The sequence below is a fragment of the Pseudomonas sp. HP_12 genome, assembly GCF_055283955.1.
The window spans coordinates 339435-357119 of sequence record NZ_JBTOQG010000012.1; the positions used below are offsets into that span (position 1 = coordinate 339435).

Below are 17685 nucleotides of genomic sequence, written 5' to 3' on the forward strand. Positions count from 1 at the left end.
AGGCACCGGACATGGCCCGGCCTGCAGCAGAGCATCGCCCTCCGTGATGCTGTTCGATGGATCAGGCCGGTCTCCGGACTCATGAGTTGCCACAACCGTGGCAGGCCAGGCGCCTTCCCATGTTCAGCGAACACAGTGGCATTGTGCGTGGCCCAGACTCATTTACCGTTGCGGAGGCAGCGCCGGAATTGATCGCACGAGCAATCGCACCGGCTTCCCTGTTTCACCCTGTGGACCAACAAGGTCCCGGGCACCTGAAACATGGCGCGAAGGTTAGAGGGTTGACTGGGGAGCGTCAATCGAACCGTGGACAGAGCGCCCACGGGTTTACGGGATTTCACCCTGGAATGCACAGGTGTTCCTGCAGCAACAGCCCATGAACACGTTGCCTCAAAAACGACTATTGCCTGGCCAAGTTCGACGGCTGGATAACGCGCTTGGCATTCAGCCAGGCCTTTTGCCAATAAGGCTTGTCCAGGCTGTCGAGTTTGACGGTGCCGCCGGTGGCCGGTGCGTGAACGAATCGCCCTTCCCCGACGTAGATGCCGGCATGGCTGACGTGGGAGCCGCCACCCGTGGCAAAGAACACCAGATCACCGGTCTGCAACTGGCTGCGGTCGATGTCCGGGCCACGCAGGGTGATCATTTCCCGCGTGGATCGCGGCAGGGTGATACCGGCGGCGTCGTGGTAGACATAGCCGATCAGGCCGCTGCAATCGAAACCCGAATCAGGCGTGTTGCCGCCCCAGCGATAAGGCGTGCCAACGAGGCCGATCGCGCGCAACAAAACGTCGTCGGCGAGCGGTGAAGAAAACTGGGGAGGAGCGGAAACTACAGGCCGGTAGACGACCTTGCGTGGAGCAGGCGGTGGAGTGCTGGAACATGCGGCCAGCAGCACAGCCAGAGAGGCGACGATCAGGCGAACCGTTAACGACATAAACACGACAACCTGTGCGGGATGCAGCTTACTTTGCCGAGGGCCGGGGTCGCGCGCAAGAGGGGTTGGCCCTTTGCGCGCCCGGAATTAACGGGTTTGGCGCTTGAGTGTAGTCGAGCTCATCGCGGTGGTGGTTGCAGGTACCGTTGAGGGTGCCATCGCCAGCGCGCGTTTGGCTTCGATGAACGTCTTGGCCCAGTAGGCATCGTCGAGGCTGTCGACGCGGACACCACCGCTGCGGCGGCTGCTGGAGTGAATGAATTGATCATCGCCCAGGTAGATGCCCGCATGGCTGACACGACCACGGCCGGCAGTGCTGAAGAACAGCAGGTCGCCTGGCTTGAGGTCATTGCGTTTAACGAGAGGGGCATCGATGTTGATCATTTCGCGGGAGGAACGCGGCAGGCTCATGCCCGCCTCTTCGCGGAAGAGATAACCGATGAAACCGCTGCAGTCGAAACCGGAGGTGGTCGATGTGCCGCCGAAGCGATAGCGAGTGCCTATCAGGGATTTGCCGCGCTCGAGAATGCTGTCAGCCAGAACCGGCAGGCGGTACGGCTTGTTGTCGGCAAATTGAGCGAGCTCGTCTTCGGTGGCGACTTCGTCATCCAGTACGGAGGACGCGTAATCGGCACGCTTGCTGGCGGATTGAGCGGTGGCAGAGTCCCGGAACTGGGGGCTTTGCGACTGTTGTTGCGACGTCGGCATCTGGGCCGCACAGCCGAACAACAGCGTTACGAGTGCGAGAGGCACGAGGGGTGCGAAGCGGTTTAGCATGTGCACGACCGTGGCTGAAGTGTAAAGAAGCCGAGACTATGCCTTCAATCGTACCCATTTGCAAATTCAATCGAAACAAATGTGACTTACGATGTCGTCCATCACTTCTAAGGCTCTACACCTCAGAAACGCATCCATGTGCGCGGAATGATCGGTCGGCGAAGGGTTTATCTCGGCAGTAAAGCCTCCCGTCACCCGAGCGCGCAGCATAGGCTCATGAATGTACGGGAAGCTGGCGGTGGTTCCGGTGCTGAGCACAGCGTCAAAGCCTTTTGCCATCTCTTCCTGAAGCACGTTCAGTGCCAACTCTGGCAACATCTCCTCAAACAACACCACCGATGGCCTCAAAACGCCAGTACAGCGGGCGCACAGCGGTGGCAGTGGCCGGTTGAGGTGCTCGCTCAACTGCAGATCCTCGGCGCCACAAGATTGACAGTAGAGCGGCGCCAACTGGCCATGAATTTCGATCAGCCGTTCTGGCGGACTGCCCGCAGCGCGATGATAGCCGTCGACGTTTTGCGTCAACACCCAGCATTCCGGCTTGCGCCGCTGCAATTCGGCGATGGCATAGTGCGCCGCATTGGGACGTCCGCCCAGGCAAGCGCTGCCCAATTGTGCAATGTATTTCCAGCACAGCGCCGGATCACGACGCAGTATCGGGCCGGACAACGCCATTTCGATCGGCAGGCCGTCGTCGGTCTCGCCGTTGTACAGACCACCGACACCGCGATAGGTCGGCAAACCCGAATCCGCCGAAAGGCCAGCACCGGTGATGATCAGGATGCGTGTGGCATGACGCAGGGCCGCCGCAGTTTGCAGGACCAAAGCCTGATCGACCACGGACGCGCTTACCAACCGAGGGTTTCTTTCAGGAACGGAATGGTCAGCTTGCGCTGGGCCTGCAGTGAGGCTTGATCGAGCTGTTCAAGCAGGTCGAACAGCGCACTCATGCTGCGCTTGCCGCGGGTGAGGATGAAATGCCCCACTTCGTCGGTAAGGTGCAGCCCCCGGCGGGACGCGCGCAATTGCAGGGCGCGGAGTTTTTCTTCGTCGGACAACAGGCGCATCTGGAACACCAGCGCCATGGTCAGCCGTGATTTCAGGTCCGCCAGCTTGACCGGCAGCTCTCGGGGCGAGCATGAAGCGGCGATGAGCAAGCGTCGGCCACTGTCGCGCAGCCGGTTGAACAGGTGGAACAAGGCCTCTTCCCATTCAGGCTTGCCCACCACCGCCTGCAAGTCATCGAGGCACACCAGTTCGTACTGCTCCAGATGATCGAACAGGCCGATGCCTTGATCGAGAAGTTCGGCCATCGGCAGGTAAACCGCTGGCTCGCCCATCTGTTCGAATCGCAGGCAGGCGGCCTGTAACAGATGCGTACGCCCTACCCCGTTCTTGCCCCACAGATAGATGAGGCTTTCCGTCCAGCCGGCCTCGGCTTCGCACAGCCGCTCGACATAGCCGAGTGCAGCGGCATTGGCGCCTGGATAGTAATTGATGAAGGTGGCGTCATCACGCAGACGCACACTCAGGGGCAGCTGAACTGGTTTCATGCTGGCTGAACGGTTCGTGACGAACCGCCAAGGGGCCTCTGTGAAAAGTGCGCAAAGTCTATACCCGCAGGGCTGGCCGCACAATGCGGCAGACCGCCAGCAAAATCAAAGGCTTGCGTATGTCACTGGTATCACTGGGGAATACGGGCAAAACCCGCCGAGAAAGGAGGCGCGCGGTGAGCACCGCGCGCCGGTACGCATCCTGATTCGCGGGAATCAGAGATCCGGGTCGTCCAGACCGCCGTAGATGTCCGAATCCTTGTACAGGTCATGAACATGGCGCACCAGGACCATGATCACCGCCGCCACCGGCAGGGCCAGCAGGATGCCGGTGAAGCCGAACAGCTCGCCGCCCGCCAGGATCGCGAAGATCACCGCAACCGGGTGCAGACCGATGCGGTCACCCACCAGCAACGGGGTCAGCACCATGCCTTCCAGTGCCTGACCGACCATGAACACCGCGACGATGCCCAGCATCGGATACAGGTCGCCGCCGAACTGGAAGAAACCCGCCAGAATCGCCGAGCCGATGCCGATCACAAAACCCATGTACGGCACGATGGCCGCCAGGCCGGCAATGACACCGATCAACAGCCCCAGCTCCAGCCCGACCAGCATCAGGCCGGCGGCGTAAATCACGCCCAGCGCGACCATCACCAGCAACTGGCCGCGAATGAACGCACCCAATACCTCATGGCACTCGTCCGCCAGCGCGACGATCTTCTTCTCGCGGTGACGGGGCAGCAGGCTGCGCACCTTCGCCATCATCACGTCCCAGTCACGCAACAGATAGAAGCAGACCACCGGGATCAGCACCAGGTTGGTCAGCCAGCCGATCAGCGCCAGGGTCGAGGTCGTGGCCTGGGACAAGACGATGCCAACGATGTCGCCGGTCTGGCCCATGTGCTCCGAGATCGCCGCCTTGACCTTGTCGAACTTCCAGAAGCCGTCTGCCAGCCCCAACTTGGCCTGCGCCCACGGCATGGCGGTGTGTTGCAGCCAGTCGAGAATCTGCGGTGCCAATTCGTACAGACGATAAAGCTGCTTGGCCAGCATCGGCACCAGCACCAGCAGCAGGCCCATGAAAATCAGGGTGAACAACAGAAACACGGTCACCACACTCATGGTGCGGGACAGCTTCAGTTTTTCCAGCCGGTCTGCCAGCGGATCGCCCATGTACGCCAGCAGCAGCGCCACGAGGAACGGCGTCAGAATCGAATGCAGCAGCCAGACGAACAAACAGACCAGGATAACCCCGCCCAGCCAGAACCAACGACGCGTATCAGTCATTACTGCCTCTTTCCCCAGGATGATGTGCTTCGAGCAACGTCGTTATGAACCTGTTCACCAACGGAAGTGCAATGCGCTGTCCGAAACAGCAGGCGGCTGCGGTGCTACCGGCGTGCCGTCCGCAGCAACGGGCGCGGCGTTGACCGGCGCGCTGGCGATTTCACCGGCCGGCACTTCCTGCAGTTTCGCCAGCGCCAGTTGAGAACGCAATTGATCGGGGCTGCCACTGACGTCGAACGCGATGCGATCACCGTCGGCTGATTTCAGGCGGCCGCCGAACGGTTCGAGCAGGCGCAACAGCTGCGCGTAACGCTCAAGATTCATGCCCTGCACATCCAGCACCATGCCCGTCGAGGCACCCGGCTTGACCACGAAGCGCGGCGCCAGACGCTGGCTTACTGCCAACAGTACCGCGTCCGCCAGTTCCGCCGAGCTCGCGCCGCTGGCACTGCCCTGCTCCATCTTGTCCCCCAGCCACAGGTGCCATTTGCCCTGCCACTGGCCGCCGTTTTCCTGCGCGTGAACCGCCAGAATCGCGTCCGAGCCGTAACGCTCGGAAGCCTCCTTGAGCGGGCCGACGTTGTTGCCGTCGAGGGTCTTGGCGTTGCCGATGCCCTGCTCGCCAAGGTCTGCCAGCGGCAGACGTAACGGCAGACCGCGATGCTGAGCGGCGCGGCGAAGAGGCTCGGCAGAGGCTTGGCCGTCGCCGACCAGGTTGGCGCCGTCAGTGGCGTCGTTCAGCCACCAGGCCATGATCACCGGACGGTTGGTGCCCCACAACGACAGTCCCGCCTGACGCATCACGCGTTCGGTGCTCCCCGGGTCGAAATCGACCTGCAGGGTTTCGGGCGGGCCGGCGTCGTAGCCGTACTGGCTGATGATTTGCTGAGGGTCCTTGCGCACCTCGGCAAGGCCGCCGTTCTGCACGGCCTTTGGGTCTCCGGTCAGGCGGATGACCAGGGTTTCCAGCGCGGCCTGGGTGGCGCGGTTTTTTTCGTCCGGGGTCTGGCCGCTGACGGGCTCGCGCACCTGATAGAGATTGTTCACCGTCTCGGCGAACGCCGGCAGACTCATCAATGAGAGGCAACCCACGAACAGGCAGTTTTTTAGGCGCATGAAGGAAGGTGGACGCATGAAGGATTCCCGCTGGGTAAAAAGGCAACGCTATAAATAGCTGCATGAACACAAGTGACCCGACTCTGACCGCAGACGCGCCCGAATCGCTCACTCAGGCGCCAACGTTACACCGGATCCCGCCAGCGACGAACGGGTGCGGCGGGATAAACCGGGTTATTTTTTCTTCACGACAGTCCTGCCCGTCGGCCCAAGGATGGCCGCTTGCGCCCAACCCTGATAAAATCGCGCGCCTTCGCAGACCGGCGATGACAAGGCCCCGCGTCGTTGCCACTCGGTCGTTACCCCGAATCCCCCCCCTAAAGGCCTGGATCATGAGCAAGCAACCCTCCCTGAGCTACAAAGACGCCGGTGTTGACATCGACGCCGGTGAAGCGCTGGTCGAACGCATCAAGAGCGTCGCCAAGCGCACCAAGCGCCCGGAAGTGATGGGCGGCCTCGGGGGCTTCGGCGCTCTGTGCGAAATCCCGGCTGGCTACAAGCAGCCTGTTCTGGTCAGCGGCACCGACGGTGTCGGCACCAAGCTGCGTCTGGCACTGAACCTGAACAAACACGACACCATCGGCATCGACCTGGTCGCCATGTGCGTCAACGATCTGGTGGTCTGCGGCGCTGAGCCGCTGTTCTTCCTCGACTACTACGCCACCGGCAAACTGAACGTCGACACCGCGGCTCAAGTGGTGACTGGCATCGGCGCGGGCTGCGAGCTGGCGGGCTGCTCCCTGGTCGGCGGCGAAACCGCTGAAATGCCCGGCATGTACGAAGGCGAAGACTACGACCTGGCCGGCTTCTGCGTCGGCGTCGTGGAAAAAGCAGAGATCATCGACGGCTCCAAGGTTGCCGCCGGTGACGCGCTGATCGCCCTGCCGTCTTCCGGCCCGCACTCCAACGGCTACTCGCTGATCCGCAAGATCATCGAAGTGGCAGGTGCCGATATCGAAAACATCCAGCTCGACGGCAAGCCGCTGACCGAACTGCTGATGGCACCGACCCGCATTTACGTCAAGCAGCTGCTCAAGCTGATCAAAGACACCGGCGCGGTAAAAGCCATGGCCCACATCACCGGCGGCGGCCTGCTGGACAACATTCCGCGCGTGCTGCCCGAAGGCGCACAGGCCATCGTCGACGTGGCGAGCTGGACCCGTCCGGCAGTCTTCGACTGGCTGCAGGAAAAAGGCAACGTGGATGAGCACGAGATGCACCGCGTGCTGAACTGCGGCGTCGGCATGGTCATCTGCGTCGCCCAGGAACACGTTGAAGTCTCGCTGAACGCCCTGCGTGAAGCCGGCGAGCAGCCTTGGGTGATCGGCCAGATCGGCACGGCTGCCGAAGGCGCTGCGCAAGTCGAGCTGAAGAACGTCAAGGCTCATTAATGCCTGACGTGCCCCAATCCTGTGATGTGGTGGTGCTGCTGTCCGGCACTGGCGGTAACCTGCAGGCGATGATTGACAGCTTTCAGGACAGCGCGAGCCCTGCCCGCATCCGCGCGGTGATCTCCAACCGCGCCGATGCGTTTGGGCTCGAGCGGGCCGCCCGCGCAGGGATCGACACCCTGGTGCTCGATCACACCGGCTACGAAGGTCGCGAGGCCTTCGATGGGGCGCTGATCGAGGCCATTGATTCGTTTCAGCCGTCGCTGGTGGTGCTCGCCGGCTTCATGCGCATTCTCACGCCCGGGTTCGTCCGGCACTATCACGGGCGCCTGCTGAATATCCACCCTTCCCTGCTTCCGCTGTATAAAGGCCTGCACACCCATCAACGGGTGCTCGACGCCGGCGATGCCGAGCATGGCTGCAGCGTGCACTTTGTCACGGAGGAACTCGATGGGGGGCCTCTGGTCGTACAGGCAGTTGTTTCTGTAGAGTTGCACGACACGCCCGCCACGCTGGCACAGAGGGTTCACGCCCAGGAACACCTGATTTATCCCCTGGCCATTCGCTGGTTCGCCGAAGGACGTTTGACCCTCGACGAACATGGCGCCTCACTGGACGGCCAGCCCTTAGGGCCCAGCGGCCACTTGATCCGACCTTAGGAGATATTATGCGTCGCGCTTTGCTCTTCGCTTTCGCCCTTTTTGCACTTCCCGCAGTCAACGCGGCAGACCTTCAACCTTTCTCCGCCAGCTACACCGCTGACTGGAAACAGCTGCCCATGAGCGGTGGCAGCGCCAGCCGCAGCCTCGAGAAGAACGCCAACGGCACCTGGACCCTGAGTTTCAAGGCGTCGATGATGATCGCCAGCCTGACCGAAGTCAGTACCCTCAAGGTCGACAAGGATCAACTGCTGCCACAGACCTACCACTTCGAACGTGGCGGACTGGGTAAGAGCAAGACGGTCGATCTGGTGTTCGACTGGCCCACCAAATTCATCACCGGTTCGGACCGTGGCAACGCGGTGAAAATCCCGCTGAATGCCGGCATCCTCGACAAGTCCACCTACCAGCTCGCGCTGCAGCATGACGTGGCGGCGGGCAAAAAGAGCATGTCGTATCAGGTCGTCGACGGTGACGAAATCGACACCTATGACTTCCGCGTGCTGGGCACTGAAAAGGTCGACACCAAGGTCGGCTCGGTTGACGCCATCAAGGTCGAGCGCGTGCGTGATCCAACGCAGAACAAGCGCATCACCGTGATGTGGTTCGCCAAGGACTACGACTACCTGCTGGTTCGCCTGCAACAGGTCGAAACCGACGGCAAGGAATACAACATCATGCTGCAGGACGGCACGGTGAACGGTAAGTCAGTCAAAGGCAGCTAATGCACGCCTGACATCGAGCGTCATACGAAAAACCCCGCCTTCATGGCGGGGTTTTTTTTGGCGTCGGAAAGTGAGTCAGGCCTACATGAAAGATTCTTCATGGCCTTCAACCGGGTGTGACAAAACGCCACACACCCTTCGAATACAAGCGTTTAGCGCACTGTTACGAATTCGGTAAATAACTGTTGCCAGATGTGCACATTTACTTAGCCGGCTATCAAAAACTATAAAGAAGGCCTGCGACGTCCTGCCGCAGATATCCAAGAGTCAGGAGCTTGCACTATGACCGTAACTGTTACTGAACGCGACGACGCCCATATCTCCCACGAGACCATCGCCGATGGCATCCAGATCTGGGATGTACGCCAACAAGACCAGCTGGTAGGGATGTTTCATCACGAATCGGACGCACAGCGTTACGCAGCAGAGCTTGCCGAGCAAGAAGCCAAGCTACAGGCCAGTCACTCGTAATTTCGGAATCGCAGCAAAACAAAACCCGCCTGTTGGCGGGTTTTGTTGTTTTAGCGGAGTGCGCGACAGACGCTTACCACATCAGATCATCCGGGATCTTGTACGCGGCGTACGGATCGTCGCCTTCCGGCTCCTCGGTTGGGGCGCTGAGCATGACGATGCGGCGCGGGTCGCGCTCCTGCACCTTGAGGGCGGCTTCGCGGGGGATCACCTCGTAGGTGCCGCCGTGGTGCACGATGGCCAGCGCGCCGCTGCTCAGCTTGCTGCGCATCAGGGCGTTGACCGACAGGCGCTTGACCTTCTTGTCGTCGACGAAGTTGTAGTAATCCTCGGTGGTCAGCTTCGGCAGGCGCGTGGCTTCGATCAACTGCTTGACCTGGGCGGCACGGGCTTTCTGCTCGATCTTTTCCTGCTGCTGACGATTCAACTCCTGGTCGCGTTTGGCTTTCTCGGCCATCGCTTCCTGAGCCGCGCGCTGGCTGGTGTCGTCCGCCACTGCCTGGCCCTTGTGCACCAGACGCTGTTCCTTCTGCTTGTTCTTGCTGGCCTGCTTCGCCTGTTTTTCATTGACCAGGCCGGCTTTCAGCAACTGGTCACGAAGGGAAATACCCGCCATCTGTCATCTCTCTCTAAATAGTCAACTCAACCGCAGTTGGGCGTGATCTTTTCCTGACGCTTGGCTTCGCCCCAGAGCGCATCCATCTCTTCGAGGCTGCAATCTTCGATGGGGCGCCGGGTGTCGCGCAAGGCCTGTTCGATAAATCTAAAGCGCCGCTCGAATTTTGCGTTGGCGGCGCGCAGGGCATTTTCCGGATCGACCTTGAGGTGCCGGGCCAGATTGACGGCGGCAAACAGCAGATCGCCGACCTCTTCGGTGATGGCCGCGCTGTCGTTGTCGGCCATGGCTTCGAGGACTTCGTAGAGTTCCTCGCGCACGTTATCGACCACCGGCAATGTGTCCGGCCAATCGAACCCGACCTGGGCGGCGCGCTTCTGCAACTTCGCTGCCCGCGACAATGCCGGGAGTACACCCGGCACGTCGTCGAGCAGGGAAAGCTGCTCGGGGGCACTGGCCTTTTCGGCACGCTCCTCGGCCTTGATCTGTTCCCAGCGATGCTTGACCTGCTCTTCGCTGAGGCGCGGTGTTTCCAGCGGCGCGTACAGATCGCCGGTCGGGAACACGTGGGGATGACGGCGAATCAGTTTGCGGGTGATGCCGTCGACCACGCCGTCGAACTCGAAGCGCCCTTCTTCCCGCGCCAGCTGGCAGTAATACACCACTTGAAACAGCAGATCGCCGAGCTCACCGCGCAGGTCATCGAAGTCGCCACGCTCGATGGCGTCGGCCACTTCGTAGGCTTCTTCAAGGGTGTGCGGCACGATGCTCGCGTAATTCTGCTTCACGTCCCACGGGCAACCGAACTGCGGATCGCGCAAGCGGGCCATGAGCGTGAGCAGGTCTTGGAGGCTATACATGGGGGTCTCTCTTCGTTCGCAGCGGTAAGCGACAAGCCACAAGCTTCAAGTTATCCGCGTACGGCTTGAAGCTGATCGTTCCCACGCTCTGCGTGGGAATGCCCGCCTGGACGCTCTGCATCCCACGAGCGTCACGGACTGCGTTCCCACGCAGAGCGTGGGAACGATCAACCGCCGTAAAATCACGGCGTTCTATTACGCCGCGTTTCGATGATGTTCGGCAGTTGCGAGATGCGCCCCAGCAGTCGGCCCAGTGCGTCCAGGCCCGGGATCTCGATGGTCAGCGACATCAGCGCGGTGTTGTCTTCCTTGTTCGAGCGGGTGTTGACCGCCAGCACGTTGATGCGCTCGTTGAGCAGGATCTGCGAGACGTCGCGCAGCAGGCCGGACCGGTCGTAGGCGCGGATGATGATGTCCACCGGGTAGGTGAGCACCGGCACCGGGCCCCAGCTGACCTGGATGATCCGCTCGGGTTCGCGCCCGCCCAGTTGCAGCACCGAGGCGCAGTCCTGACGGTGAATGCTCACGCCGCGGCCCTGGGTGATGTAACCGACGATCGCATCGCCCGGCAGCGGCTGGCAGCAGCCGGCCATCTGCGTCATCAGGTTGCCGACGCCCTGGATCTGAATATCCCCGCGCTTGCCCGGCTTGTAACCCGTGGCCTTGCGCGGAATCAGCTCCAGTTGCTCGTTGCCGCGTTCCGGTTCGACCAACTGCTGGGCCAGATTGACCAACTGAGCAATGCGCAGGTCGCCAGCACCAAGGGCCGCGAACATGTCTTCGGCCATCTTCATGTTGGCCTTCTCGGCCAGCTTGTCGAAGTCCACCTGAGGCAGTGCCAGACGCGCCAGTTCACGCTCCAGCAATACCTTGCCGGCGGCGACGTTCTGGTCGCGCGCCTGCAGCTTGAACCAGTGCACGATCTTCGCCCGCGCCCGAGACGTGGTGATGTAACCCAGGTTCGAGTTCAGCCAGTCGCGGCTCGGCGTACCGTGCTTGCTGGTGATGATCTCCACCTGCTCGCCGGTCTGCAGGCTGTAGTTGAGCGGGACGATGCGGCCGTTGATCTTCGCGCCACGGCAGTTGTGGCCGATCTCGGTGTGCACGCGATAGGCAAAGTCCAGCGGCGTCGCACCCTTGGGCAGGTCGATGGCGTGACCGTCCGGGGTGAACACGTAGACGCGGTCGGGCTCGATGTCGACGCGCAGCTGTTCGGCCAGCCCGCCGATGTCGCCCAGCTCTTCATGCCACTCGAGCACCTGACGCAGCCAGGAGATTTTCTCTTCGTAGTGATTGGAACCGGATTTGACGTCGGTGCCCTTGTACTTCCAGTGCGCGCAGACGCCCAGTTCGGCCTCTTCGTGCATGGCGTGGGTGCGGATCTGCACTTCCAGCACCTTGCCTTCCGGGCCGATCACCGCCGTGTGCAGCGAGCGATAGCCGTTTTCCTTGGGGTTGGCGATGTAGTCGTCGAATTCCTTGGGAATGTGCCGCCACAGGGTGTGGACGATGCCGAGCGCGGTGTAGCAATCACGCATCTCCGGCACCAGCACGCGAACGGCGCGAACGTCGTAGATCTGGCTGAATTCCAGGCCTTTGCGCTGCATTTTTCGCCAGATCGAGTAGATGTGCTTGGCACGGCCGCTGATGTCGGCCTTGACGCCGGTGGCCAGCAATTCGTTCGACAGCTGCGACATCACGTCGGTGATGAAGCGCTCGCGATCGAGCCGACGCTCGTGCAGCAGCTTGGCGATCTGCTTGTACTGCTCGGGCTCCAGGTAGCGGAAGGACAGGTCCTCCAGCTCCCACTTGATGTGACCGATGCCCAAGCGGTGGGCCAGTGGCGCGTAGATGTCGAAGACTTCCCGGGCCACGCGATTGCGCTTTTCATCGTCGGTGTTCTTCACCGCGCGGATGGCGCAGGTGCGTTCAGCCAGCTTGATCAGCGCCACGCGCACGTCATCGACCATGGCCACCAGCATCTTGCGCAGGTTTTCGACCTGGGCCTGAGTGCCGAGCACCAGGGACTGGCGCGGGCTGAGACTGGCGCTGATCGCCGCCATGCGCAGCACGCCGTCGATGAGTTTGGCGACCGTGGGGCCGAAGCGCTGGTTGACGTCGGGCAGCGAGATTTTGCCTTCGCGCACGCCGCGGTAAATCACGGCGGCGACGAGTGAATCCTGATCGAGCTTGAGATCGGCCAGGATTTCAGCGATTTCCAGGCCCGTCTGAAAACTCGACGTGCCCTCCGCCCAGAGGTTCTTGGCGGCGTTGTCCTGTTGCTCGGCGTGCCGGGCAAATTCACAGGCCTCTTTCAAGGCCTGTCGGTCCACTGCGAGGTCGACGCTGACCACGTGATCCAGCCACGCGTCGAGGTTGATACTGCCGTCTGTGTTGATCGGCTGGTGGGGTCTCACCTGTACCATGTTGCTTACCTTCCCTACGGCGCGATGAAATGCGCCTTCAGTCGCCGGCCTTCTTGAGCGCGTGCGCCTTGCGGGCCATGCAAGGTCGCGTACGCGCGGGCCAGTCGGATTAAACGAGACTCCGTGTAAGGCATCGGCATTTCCTGAGCCGCCGCCTCACTTGCTCGCTTCAAATAACGCCATCGCCTCGACATGCGCTGTCTGCGGGAACATATCGAGGATTCCGGCACGTTTTAAACGGTAGCCCTGCTTGATCAATTCAACGGTGTCGCGGGCCAGCGTAGCCGGGTTGCACGACACATAAAGGACGCGCCGAGCGCCCAGTGACTTGAGCTTGCCCACTGCTTCGAACGCACCGTCACGCGGCGGATCGAGCAGCACTGCGGCGAAACCTTCCGCCACCCAGGCCGCCTTGTCCAGTGGCTGCGACAGATCGGCCTGATAAAACTTCACGTTGTTCAAACCGTTGCTGGCGGCATTGGCCGTCGCCCGCTGAACCATGGCGTCGACGCCCTCCACGGCCACCACGTCGCGCGTCATTTGCGCCAGCGGTAGAGCGAAGTTACCAAGCCCGCAGAACAAGTCCAGCACTCGTTCGTCCTTGCCGGGAGCGAGCCAGTCCAGGGCCTGTTCGATCATCGCGGTATTGACCTGAGCGTTGACCTGCACGAAGTCGCCGGGGCGATAGGCCAGGGACAGATTCCACGGTTCCAGGCGGTAGCCCAGTTGCGCCGAAGGGTCGACCGGGTGCGGCTCGCCTTCGCCGTGCAACCACAGCTGCGCGTCATGGGTTTCGCAAAATGCCGTGAGGATTGCCAGATCGCTTTCAGGCAGCGGCGCGGTGTGGCGCAGCAGCACGGCGTTGGCCGACCCGCTGAACAGCTCGACATGCCCCAGCGCCTGAGGTTTGCTCAGGCTGCGAAGCATGGGCGCCAGCGCCGTCATGATCGGTTGCAAGGCCTGTACCAGCACCGGGCATTGCTCGATGGCGATGATGTCCTGACTTGCCGCGGCGCGGAATCCGACGTCCAGGCGTTTGGCGCGGACGTCCCAGCGCACGGCGACGCGGGCACGGCGACGGTAGGCATATTCATCGCCCGTCAGCGGCGCGGCCCATTGCTCCGGCTCGACCCCGGCGATGCGGCTCAATTGCTCGGCGAGCATGCTCTGTTTCAGGGCGAGCTGTTCGGCGTGGGGCATGTGCTGGGTGCTGCAACCGCCGCAACGGCCGAAATGCGGACACGCTGCGGGGCGCCGTATCGGGCTGGCCTGGAACACCCGCTCAGTGCGGGCTTCGACGACTTTGCCGTGGGCATTGAGCACGCGGGCCTCGACCTCTTCGCCGGCCAGACTACCCATGACAAACCAGGTGCGACCTTCGACGAAACCGATGCCGCGACCGTCGTTGGCCAGCCGCTCGATGGTCAGGCGTTGTTTTTTACCGGCAGGAACCTGCGTGGTCCGGGTGCCGCCGCTGGGCTGGAAACGCAGGCCTGCATCACGCTTGGCCATCAGTTGGGCGCATCGTAGACGCCGGTCGACAGGTAACGGTCGCCGCGGTCACAAATAATCGCGACCATCACCGCGTTCTCGACTTCCTGGGACAGCCGGAGCATCCCGGCCACCGAGCCGCCCGACGACACGCCGCAGAAAATACCTTCTTCCCGCGCCAGACGACGCATGACGTCCTCGGCTTCGGCCTGGCCCATGTCCATGATCCGGTCGACACGGTCGGCCTGATAAATGCTCGGCAGGTATTCGGTCGGCCAGCGGCGAATGCCCGGAATCGACGCGCCGTCCATAGGCTGGAGGCCGACGATCTGGATGTTCGGGTTCTGTTCCTTGAGGAAACGCGAGGTGCCCATGATGGTGCCGGTGGTGCCCATGGAGCTGACGAAATGGGTGACGGTGCCGCCGGTCTGCTGCCAGATTTCCGGGCCGGTGCCGACGTAATGCGCCTGCGGGTTGTCGCCATTGGCGAACTGGTCGAGCACCTTGCCGCGGCCTTCCGCCTGCATGCGCTCAGCCAAGTCGCGGGCGCCTTCCATGCCCTCTTCCTTGCTGACCAGAATCAGTTCGGCGCCATAGGCGGTCATGGCGGCCTTGCGCTCGGCGCTGGAGTTGTCGGGCATGATCAGAATCATGCGATAGCCCTTGATCGCCGCGGCCATGGCCAGGGCGATGCCGGTGTTGCCGGAGGTGGCTTCGATCAGGGTATCGCCGGGGTGGATCTGCCCGCGCAATTCGGCACGGGTAATCATCGATAGCGCCGGGCGGTCCTTCACGGAACCGGCCGGGTTATTGCCTTCGAGCTTGAGCAGCAACGTGTTGCTGGTGTTCCCGGCCATGCGTTGCAGACGCACCAGCGGGGTGTTGCCGACGCAATCGGCGATGGTTGGATACTGCAGGGTCATGGCGTTTTCGCGATCCAGACGTGCGGGGGTCGCCTATCATACCGGCAATCGTTGCCAGCCCATATCACGCAAAGTGAGGGGGTTATCGCTGAATGGAATAAGGCAGAGGATTTCTGCACAGGCGAACCGGAGATATCCGGGATAACACGCCATCGCCCTGCCGCTGCAAAACCTGTGGGACCGCGTTATTCGCCCGATACAGCGGCGCCTGGACCTCGAGGCGCTTCCTAAAAAGGTCGCGTCCCTCGGGCCGGCAAACGCATGATCATTCTCAAGCCCTGCCCCGTGTTTTCGGCCCACAAATCCCCGCCCTGCAGGCGCAGCGAATTGCGCGCGATGCTCAGCCCCAGCCCGAATCCACCGTCGCCGGGGCGAGCGCCGTCCAGACGGATGAACGGCGCAAAAATACGCTCGAGATCGCCCTCGTCGATCCCGCCGCCCTGATCTTCCAGCCACAATAGCCAGTCATCCCCATCGCGGCGGCCGTCGAGGCGCACGATGCCCTCGGGCGGAGAATGGCGGATGGCGTTGCGCAGAATGTTTTCCAGGGCCTGGGCCAGGGTGTTGAGATGGCCACTGACCCAGCACTCGCTGTCCAGATCGCAGCGCAACTGACGGGACGGCCAGCAGGTTTCGAAACAGGCGTCGTCCACCAGCATCTCCCACAGCGCCACGACCTGAATGTCTTCGCCGGGAAGTTTTTCGCGCTCGGTGTCGAGCCACGCCAGTTGCAGGGTGTCGTCGACCAAGCGGCGCATGCCATCCACTTCCCGGCTAAGGCGCTCGCGCAATTCGGGCAGGGTTTGCTCGCTGTCGCAGGCCACGCGCAGGCGGCTCAGGGGCGTGCGCAGTTCGTGGGAGAGGTCACGCAATAACTGCTGCTGAACCTGCACCGTCGAGTGCAGGCGCGCGGCCATGTGATCGAAGGCGCGGTTCAGCTCGCCCAACTCGTCGCGTCGCTCGGTCATTTGCGGCGACAGTCGGCTCGACAATCGGTCGGCGCGCCACGCGTTGGCCTGTTCGCGCAGTTGGTTTAGCGGACGAATCAGCAGGCGATACAACCCGATGCACAGCAGCAAGGTGAACAGCGCGGGAATCAGCACATTGGTCAGGATTTGCCCGACCCACGCATACCGACCCGGTTTGAAGCGCTCGGGCAGTTCGATCACCAGACTCCCCGCGCCCGGGTTGCCGGGAAACGCGATCTTCAGCCAGGGCACGGTCTTCTGCCGCGTGCTCATGGGCCAGTCGATGCCGCGCATGAACGTCAGCCGTTGCGACTGCTCGCGGGTCAGTGGCGTGCTGGCCAGTGACTGCAAGTCGCTGCCGATGACCCCGACCCAGCCGGCTTCCTGCAGACGGACCTGTTTCAGCCATTCGTCGATGCCGGGCTGACCGCCGCTGTTCCACGCCCTTTCGGCCTGCGCCGCATAGTCGTTGAGCACCTGATGGGCCTCGGCATTCAGATACGCGTTGCGGGTCTCGATGTAGCGGCCCCAATACCAGCTGAGCCAGATCATCAGCAGGCAGAAGCCGACCAGCAGAACCGCCAGTTTCCAGAACAGCGAATGCCGGCCGGGCATCCGTTTGCGCGGCTCAATCATTCGACACCTCAGGCATCCTGCACCGCCGCCGTCAGCACGTAGCCCTTGCCCCACACGGTGCGCAGTTGCCGCGCTTGATAGCCGACGGCCTTGAGCTTGCGACGAATCTGGCTGATGTGCATGTCCAGGCTGCGGTCGTGCTGTGAATAGCCGCGCTGCAGGACGTGCTGATAAAGGAAGGCTTTGCTGAGGACGTCTTCCTGATTGCGCCAAAGGGTATCAAGCAGGCGGTACTCGCTGCCCGTCAATTGCGCGGGGCTACCGGCGAAGAAGACATCGCAGCGCCCGTCGTCGAAGGTCAGGCCGTCTTCTTCAGGTTTCTCCACGCCGGCGTCGGGCTCGTGGGCGGTCAGGGCATGGAAACGTCGTTCCAGCTCGACCCGGCGCAGGATCGCCTCGATACGCACGCGCAATTCATCGACGCTGAAAGGTTTGGGCAGGTAATCGTCGGCGCCGTTCTGGAAGCCGGTGATGCGGTCGGCCTCGGCGCCGAGGGCGGACATGAGGATGATCGGCACGGTGTGGCGGCGGCGTAGATGGGTGAGGATGTCGAGGCCGTTCATGCCTGGCAGCAGGATGTCCATCAGCACCACATCAAAGGGTTCGCGTTGCGCACAGGCCAGTCCTTCGGCGCCGTTCTGGCACCAGGTCACCTGAAACCCGCAGCGATCCAGCTGGTCGTGGACAAAAGCACCGAGCACGACATCGTCCTCGATGGCGAGTATGTGGGGGCGGTGGATGCTGGCGGGAGTCATTGGCGTCTGCGACTGATTCTCAAGACGCGGATTATTCAAGATTGCGCGCGACGGGGCAATGCTGGCCTGCCGGTGATCCGTTCTTTAGTAG

At 62.1% G+C, this 17685-nt stretch carries 17 protein-coding genes and 1 riboswitch; of the genes, 4 read left to right on the forward strand and 13 right to left on the reverse strand.

Annotated features, from left to right (window positions below; all coding sequences use genetic code 11):
• Nucleotides 1–47 precede the first annotated feature (47 nt).
• A riboswitch (cobalamin riboswitch) is annotated at nt 48–273 on the reverse strand.
• 127 nt (nt 274–400) lie between these two features.
• From ACYASU_RS11560 to ACYASU_RS11585, 6 genes are all read right to left on the reverse strand, one after another.
• On the reverse strand, nt 401–937 hold the full coding sequence (locus ACYASU_RS11560; RefSeq protein WP_192172855.1) for a C40 family peptidase: 537 nt from the start codon (nt 935–937) through the stop codon (nt 401–403).
• 87 nt (nt 938–1024) lie between these two features.
• Entirely contained in the window at nt 1025–1714 is a 690-nt protein-coding gene (locus ACYASU_RS11565) for a C40 family peptidase (protein WP_369306501.1), read from the reverse strand.
• A gap of 66 nt (nt 1715–1780) precedes the next feature.
• Nucleotides 1781–2554, reverse strand: coding sequence for an NAD-dependent deacylase (locus tag ACYASU_RS11570; RefSeq protein WP_463582872.1), 774 nt, complete (start codon nt 2552–2554; stop codon nt 1781–1783).
• An 8-nt stretch (nt 2555–2562) separates the two neighbouring features.
• Nucleotides 2563–3267, reverse strand: a complete 705-nt coding sequence (hda, locus tag ACYASU_RS11575) for a DnaA regulatory inactivator Hda (RefSeq protein ID WP_074890952.1) — start codon at nt 3265–3267, stop codon at nt 2563–2565.
• Between the two features lie 216 nt (nt 3268–3483).
• Complete coding sequence (locus tag ACYASU_RS11580) at nt 3484–4557, reverse strand: AI-2E family transporter (protein ID WP_463582873.1); 1074 nt, start codon at nt 4555–4557, stop codon at nt 3484–3486.
• A 54-nt stretch (nt 4558–4611) separates the two neighbouring features.
• The gene (locus tag ACYASU_RS11585) at nt 4612–5673 is read right to left on the reverse strand and encodes a DUF2066 domain-containing protein (protein WP_463582923.1); all 1062 of its coding nucleotides are present in this window, start codon (nt 5671–5673) and stop codon (nt 4612–4614) included.
• 332 nt (nt 5674–6005) lie between these two features.
• Between ACYASU_RS11585 and purM the strand changes: the two genes are divergently transcribed.
• From purM to ACYASU_RS11605, 4 genes are all read left to right on the forward strand, one after another.
• A complete protein-coding gene (gene purM, locus ACYASU_RS11590; protein ID WP_463582874.1) occupies nt 6006–7064 on the forward strand; it encodes a phosphoribosylformylglycinamidine cyclo-ligase in 1059 nt (352 codons plus the stop codon).
• 8 nt (nt 7065–7072) lie between these two features.
• The gene (gene purN / locus ACYASU_RS11595; protein WP_463582924.1) at nt 7073–7723 is read left to right on the forward strand and encodes a phosphoribosylglycinamide formyltransferase; all 651 of its coding nucleotides are present in this window, start codon (nt 7073–7075) and stop codon (nt 7721–7723) included.
• Nucleotides 7724–7731: 8 nt separating this feature from the next.
• The gene (locus ACYASU_RS11600; RefSeq protein ID WP_192172860.1) at nt 7732–8448 is read left to right on the forward strand and encodes a DUF3108 domain-containing protein; all 717 of its coding nucleotides are present in this window, start codon (nt 7732–7734) and stop codon (nt 8446–8448) included.
• A 282-nt stretch (nt 8449–8730) separates the two neighbouring features.
• Nucleotides 8731–8919: a hypothetical protein gene (locus ACYASU_RS11605; RefSeq protein WP_122535701.1), complete on the forward strand. Its 189-nt coding sequence runs from the start codon at nt 8731–8733 to the stop codon at nt 8917–8919.
• A 73-nt stretch (nt 8920–8992) separates the two neighbouring features.
• On the opposite strand, the gene ACYASU_RS11610 is transcribed toward ACYASU_RS11605, so the two are convergent.
• The 7 genes from ACYASU_RS11610 to ACYASU_RS11640 all read right to left on the reverse strand — a co-directional run bounded on the left by ACYASU_RS11610 (nt 8993) and on the right by ACYASU_RS11640 (nt 17594).
• Complete coding sequence (locus tag ACYASU_RS11610) at nt 8993–9535, reverse strand: DUF2058 domain-containing protein (RefSeq protein WP_463582875.1); 543 nt, start codon at nt 9533–9535, stop codon at nt 8993–8995.
• Nucleotides 9536–9561: 26 nt separating this feature from the next.
• Nucleotides 9562–10395 carry a nucleoside triphosphate pyrophosphohydrolase gene (gene mazG, locus ACYASU_RS11615; protein ID WP_463582876.1) on the reverse strand — a complete coding sequence of 278 codons (834 nt, stop codon included), beginning with the start codon at nt 10393–10395 and terminating at the stop codon, nt 9562–9564.
• 182 nt (nt 10396–10577) lie between these two features.
• Nucleotides 10578–12821 carry a GTP diphosphokinase gene (gene relA, locus ACYASU_RS11620; protein ID WP_192172862.1) on the reverse strand — a complete coding sequence of 748 codons (2244 nt, stop codon included), beginning with the start codon at nt 12819–12821 and terminating at the stop codon, nt 10578–10580.
• 156 nt (nt 12822–12977) lie between these two features.
• Entirely contained in the window at nt 12978–14333 is a 1356-nt protein-coding gene (rlmD, locus tag ACYASU_RS11625) for a 23S rRNA (uracil(1939)-C(5))-methyltransferase RlmD (RefSeq protein ID WP_463582877.1), read from the reverse strand.
• Entirely contained in the window at nt 14333–15235 is a 903-nt protein-coding gene (gene cysM, locus ACYASU_RS11630; protein WP_192172864.1) for a cysteine synthase CysM, read from the reverse strand. The genes rlmD and cysM overlap by 1 nt, the downstream gene beginning before the upstream one ends.
• A gap of 227 nt (nt 15236–15462) precedes the next feature.
• On the reverse strand, nt 15463–16839 hold the full coding sequence (locus tag ACYASU_RS11635; RefSeq protein ID WP_463582878.1) for a histidine kinase sensor domain-containing protein: 1377 nt from the start codon (nt 16837–16839) through the stop codon (nt 15463–15465).
• 8 nt (nt 16840–16847) lie between these two features.
• Nucleotides 16848–17594 carry a response regulator transcription factor gene (locus ACYASU_RS11640; RefSeq protein ID WP_192172866.1) on the reverse strand — a complete coding sequence of 249 codons (747 nt, stop codon included), beginning with the start codon at nt 17592–17594 and terminating at the stop codon, nt 16848–16850.
• Nucleotides 17595–17685 lie beyond the last annotated feature (91 nt).